This is a genomic window from Paucibacter sp. XJ19-41, assembly GCF_028462495.1.
Lineage (GTDB): Bacteria > Pseudomonadota > Gammaproteobacteria > Burkholderiales > Burkholderiaceae_C > Roseateles_E.
The window spans coordinates 1-5,169 of record NZ_JAQOWX010000201.1; the positions used below are offsets into that span (position 1 = coordinate 1).

The 5,169-nt window shown below is 69.2% G+C and carries 5 protein-coding genes; 1 reads left to right on the forward strand and 4 read right to left on the reverse strand.

What is annotated here, in order from left to right:
* From PO768_RS27720 to PO768_RS27735, 4 genes are all read right to left on the reverse strand, one after another.
* Window positions 1–506: response regulator (locus tag PO768_RS27720; RefSeq protein ID WP_272648634.1), on the reverse strand; the 506-nt coding region annotated here is incomplete at its 3' end.
* Window positions 506–2,083 (reverse strand): sensor histidine kinase, encoded by a 1,578-nt coding sequence (locus PO768_RS27725; protein ID WP_272648635.1) that lies wholly within the window; start codon window positions 2,081–2,083, stop codon window positions 506–508. The genes PO768_RS27720 and PO768_RS27725, both read right to left, overlap by 1 nt.
* A 454-nt stretch (window positions 2,084–2,537) precedes the next feature.
* Window positions 2,538–2,789, reverse strand: coding sequence for a PP0621 family protein (locus tag PO768_RS27730; protein ID WP_272648636.1), 252 nt, complete (start codon window positions 2,787–2,789; stop codon window positions 2,538–2,540).
* Between the two features lies 1 nt (window position 2,790).
* The gene (locus PO768_RS27735; protein ID WP_272648637.1) at window positions 2,791–3,588 is read right to left on the reverse strand and encodes a cytochrome C assembly family protein; all 798 of its coding nucleotides are present in this window, start codon (window positions 3,586–3,588) and stop codon (window positions 2,791–2,793) included.
* 86 nt (window positions 3,589–3,674) lie between these two features.
* Between PO768_RS27735 and ffh the strand changes: the two genes are divergently transcribed.
* Window positions 3,675–5,066: a signal recognition particle protein gene (ffh, locus tag PO768_RS27740; protein WP_272648638.1), complete on the forward strand. Its 1,392-nt coding sequence runs from the start codon at window positions 3,675–3,677 to the stop codon at window positions 5,064–5,066.
* Window positions 5,067–5,169: the final 103 nt, after the last annotated feature.

Here is a 5,169-nt window from a genome sequence, read left to right on the forward strand (position 1 = left end):
TCGACGCGCGCGCGCGATGCGGCGGCTGTCGACACGCGCGCCTCGACCTTCGCCGGCCTGGGCAGCTCGGCCACCGACTGCCGCTCCGACGGCAGCTGCGTCGGCACCACCGAGGGCTGGCTTTGCGGCAGTCGCCCCAGCGCCGAGGCGACGACGCTGCGGAACTGGCGCAGATCGACCGGCTTGGTCAGGTAGTCATAAGCACCGGCCTTCAGCGCCTCGACCGCGTTCTCGGCCGAGCCATAGGCGGTGATCACCAGGGCTTTTTCCGGCCGGCCCTGCTGCTCCAGCCAGGCCAGCACATCCAGGCCGCTGCCATCGGGCAGGCGCATGTCGGTGATGACGGCGCTGTAGCGGCGCTGCTGCAGCCGCGCCAGCGCCTCCTCCACCGTGCCGGCGGTCTCCAGTTCATAGCCCTCGCGCAGCAGGGTCAGTTCGTAGAGCGTGCGCAGATCCGGCTCGTCATCGACGACCAGCAGGCTGAAAGCGGGATTGGCAGAGCTCATCAGGAAGAAGCCGGGGCAAGAGGCGCGTCGGCCGGCAGACGACGCAGGGTCACGACGAATTCATTGCCGCCCAGTGCGGCCGAGCGCTGGCTGCGGTAATCGATGCGCCCGCCATAGCGCTCGCACAACTCGCGGCAAATATACAAGCCCAGGCCCGAACCCCGGCTACGCGTCGAGAAAAAGGGCTCGAACAGATGGCGCTCGACCTCGGGCGCGATCAGCTCGCCTGCGCTGAACACCCCCAGGCTAACCCATTGCTCAGACTGCGCGCGCAGGCTGACCTGCACGCTGCGCGGGCCCGGTGTCGCATGGCGCAGCGCGTTGTCCAGCAGATTGATCAGCACGCGGCGCAGATGCTCGGGCTCGAAGCTGATGCGCAGCGCATGGGCCGGCAGGCTCAGGCCCAGAGGGCTGTCCGGGCCCGCCGGCAGCTTGTTGGTGCGGGCCCAGTCCAGACAGGCCTCGCTGACCAGCGCACTGGCGTCCACCGGCACCGGCTGCGGCGGCACGCCGGGCGCCACCTCCATCACATCGTCGACGATGCGCTTGAGGCGCTGGACATTGGAGCTGACCATCGCCGTCAGGCGCTGCGACTGCGGGTCGGCACAATCCTCGGCCAGCAGCGCATTGGCCTGATCGATGGCGGCCAGCGGGTTGCGGATCTCGTGGGCGATGCCGGCCGAGATTCGGCCCATCGCGGCCAGCTTCTCCTGGCGGCTGCGTGCCAGCAGATTGCGCACATCCTCGACGAAGAGCACGCACAAGTCCTCAGTGCCATGCACCTCGCGCCGGCGCGTGAAGCGCATGCGCAGGCGCAAGGCGCGCCGCTCGGCCGCATTGAACACCAGCGCCACATCGCGCCCCTCCTCCGGCCAGCCGCCGGCCGAGAAGGCCTGCTCCACCGCCGCCACCAGCGGCTCCCAGGCCGGCACGCCGCGCAGCTGGAAGGGCGCGGTACGCACCATCTGCTGTTCGGCCAGCAGGCCGCGCGCGGCCGGGTTGGCGGCGCGCACATGGCCGCGCCTGTCCACCACCAGCACGCCCTCGGCCATCTCGTCGATCACCAGCCGGTTCAGTTGAGCCTGCTGGCGCGCCAGCTCCATGCTGCCTCGCGCGGCGCGCTCCTCGCGCGCCAGCCGGCTGGCCAGCTCGCTGGCCAGCAGTCCGATCACGAAGAAACCGACGCCGACCAGGCCGGCCTGCGTCATGCGCAGACCCGGATCGGCCCCCTGCAGCACCGACCACCAGGCCACGCCCAGGGTCATCAGCGCCGCCATCGCAGCGGTGGCCAGCGCCAGCAGACGCGGCGTCAGCACGCCGGCCATCAGCACCGGCAGCACGAACAGCGCGCCATAGCTGACCCCGGCGCTCCGGTCCAGCGCCAGCAACAGACCGAACAGGCCCAGGTCCAGGCCGATGCTGAGCCACCAGCGCGGGCTGCTGAGCCTGGCCAGCGACTGCGCCGAGGCCCCCCGCTGCAGGCGCGGCAGCAGCCACAGCGCTACCGCCTCAAGCGCATAGACCCCGCTGAGCGCCAGAGTCCAGATCGGGGTCGTCGAGCCCAGCAGCGCCGCCAACGCCTGCGCGCCGACCNGGCCAGCGACTGCGCCGAGGCCCCCCGCTGCAGGCGCGGCAGCAGCCACAGCGCTACCGCCTCAAGCGCATAGACCCCGCTGAGCGCCAGAGTCCAGATCGGGGTCGTCGAGCCCAGCAGCGCCGCCAACGCCTGCGCGCCGACCAGGGCCAGGCCCAGCGCCGCGCGCGCCGCCAGAAAGGCACGGTACAAGCGCTGGAAGGCGCTGCCGCCGGCGTGCGCGAGTCGGCGCGCCTGCTGAAAGAAGAACTGTGAGTCGGCGGCATCGGCGGTGCCGGCCGAGTCCACGCCAGCGGCCCCTTCACCGTCACCCTCATGTGGCGGGCCGAACCAGGATTGGTCGCGTCCGTCGGCGGCCGGTCCGCGTCGCTCGCTGCGGCGGCGGTCACCACGTCGGCGGTCGGATCCGCGGCGATCCCGGCTCGACCGCGACTCGCTCATGGAGCCTTGCCGGCCTCATGGGCCGCCCGGTGGGCGGCGCTGCAGAACACCCCGCCGAGCCCGGGCAGGGCCTCGGACTGCGGCAGGTGCAGTCCGCAATGGGCACAGCTGACGATGTGCTGCGGCACGGCCGGTGGCGCGGGTGGCGCCGGCGGTGGCGCAGGTGGCTTCACTCCGGGACGGCTGCGCTTGAAGCCCAGCATGAAGAACACCAGACCGATGACAAGGATGATCAGCAGGTACTTCATATCAATAGCCCGCGCCGCGTTGCAGCAGCACCTCCAACACGAAACGGGTGCCGGCGTAGGCCAGCAGCGGCAGGGCCGCACCGAAATAGTGCCAGCGCGTCGCGCGCCGGCCGCGCCAGCCGAACACGCGCCGGCCGGTCAGCAGCCCGGTCAGTACCAGCCAGCCCAGCATGGACAACAGATTCTTGTGGTCCCAATGCCATTGCGGCGTGAACCACCAGCCCAGCAGCAAGGCCAGCGACAGCACGACGACACCGGAGCCGACGAACTGAAAGGTCAGCCGCTCCAGCCGCAGCAGCGGCATGCCCAGAGTCGCCGGCCCCTGTGCGGACTTCAGCCGCATCTGCCGCTCGGCGCGGTTCAGCATCACCGCATGCAGCACCGCCACGCCGAAAAGACCATAGGAGGCCAGGCCCAGCACCCAGTGCAGCGGCGCCCAGGGCGAGGCGGCCAGCGGGCGGCTCTCGCCCGGAAAACACCAGGCCAGCAGCACGGTCAGCGCCGCCAGAGCGGCCAGCACGCGCCGCGCACCCGGCAGTGGCACAAAGCGGCTTTCGACCAGATAGACCGCCAGCACCAGCCACATCGTCATCGACAGCGCCGGCGCAAATCCGAAGCGAGCGCCAGGTCTTGCCAAGCCGAAGCCGGCGATGTCCAGTACCAGGGCCACCAGATGGAAGAGCCAGGCCAGCAACAGCACGGCACGCAGGCGGCCGGCGCCCGCCCCCGCCGATTCCCGCATGCCGGCAGCCACCGCATAGGCCAGCAAGGCGGCCAGACTGCTGAGGCTCAACAGCATGGCGGGCAGCCCTTCGGACGCAAACGATAAAATCATGGCCACAGTGTACTTTTGCGCGCCCGCCTTGCCGGTCGGTGCGAACCTTGATGGCCTCCAATCTGACCAACCGCCTGAGCCAGCTCGTGAAAACGATGCGCGGCCAGGCCCGCATCACCGAAACGAATGTCCAGGAGATGCTGCGCGAAGTGCGCATGGCCCTGCTGGAGGCCGATGTGGCGCTGCCGGTGGTGCGCGACTTCATCGCCCGGGTCAAGGACAAGGCGCTGGGCCAGGAGGTCGTGGGCTCGCTGAACCCCGGCCAGGTGCTGGTCTCGGTGGTGCACAAAGAGCTGATCGCGACGATGGGCGAGGGCATCGCCGACATCAACCTCGCCGCCCAGCCTCCGGCCGTGATCCTGATGGCCGGTCTGCAGGGCGCCGGCAAGACCACGACCACGGCCAAGCTGGCCAAGCACCTGATCGAGAAGCGCAAGAAGAAGGTGCTGACGGTCTCGGCCGACGTCTACCGCCCGGCTGCAATCGAGCAGCTGAAGACCGTCACCACGCAGGCCGGCGCCGAATGGTTCCCATCGACCCCGGATCAGAAGCCGCATGACATCGCGCTGGCCGCGATCGACTATGCGAAGAAGCATCATTTCGAGGTACTGCTGGTCGACACCGCCGGTCGCCTGGCGATCGACGAAGCCTTGATGGCCGAGATCAAGGATCTGCACGCGGTGCTGAACCCGGTCGAGACGCTGTTCGTCGTCGATGCGATGCAGGGTCAGGATGCGATCAACACCGCCAAAGCCTTCAAGGATGCGCTGCCACTGACCGGCGTCGTGCTGACCAAGCTGGACGGCGACTCGCGCGGCGGCGCCGCGCTGTCGGTGCGCCAAATCACCGGCGCGCCGATCAAGTTTGCCGGCGTGTCCGAGAAGATCGACGGGCTGGAGGTCTTCGACGCCGAGCGCCATGCCGGGCGCGTGCTCGGCATGGGCGATATCGTCGCCCTGGTCGAGGAGGTCACCAAGGGCGTCGACATGGCGGCGGCCGAGAAGCTGGCCAACAAGCTCAAGAGTGGCGACGGCTTCGACCTGAACGACTTCCTGGCTCAGATCTCGCAGATGAAGAAGATGGGCGGCCTGTCCAGCTTGATGGACAAGCTGCCGGCCCAGATGGCCGCCAAGGCCGGCCAGGGCGATATGGACAAGGCCGAGCGCGATATGAAGCGCATGGAGGGCATCCTCAACTCAATGACGGCCAAGGAGCGCGCCCATCCGAATCTACTGATGGAAGGCAAGAGCAAGGCCAGTCGCAAGCGCCGCATCGCCACCGGCGCCGGTGTGCAGATCCAGGAGGTCAACCGCCTCTTGAATCAGTTCGACCAGATGCAGGGCATGATGAAGAAGATGAAGGGTGGCGGCCTGATGAAGATGATGAAGAAGATGGGCGGCATGAAGGGCCTGGGCGGCATGATGCCGCCCGGCATGAAGTAAGGGAGCAAGCGGGCCGCCCGGGCCGCTCAGGTCAGCAGCACCAGCGGCGCGCACAGCAGCAGCGCCACGCCACCGCCGCGCTGCAGCCACAGGCCCGCGCCCC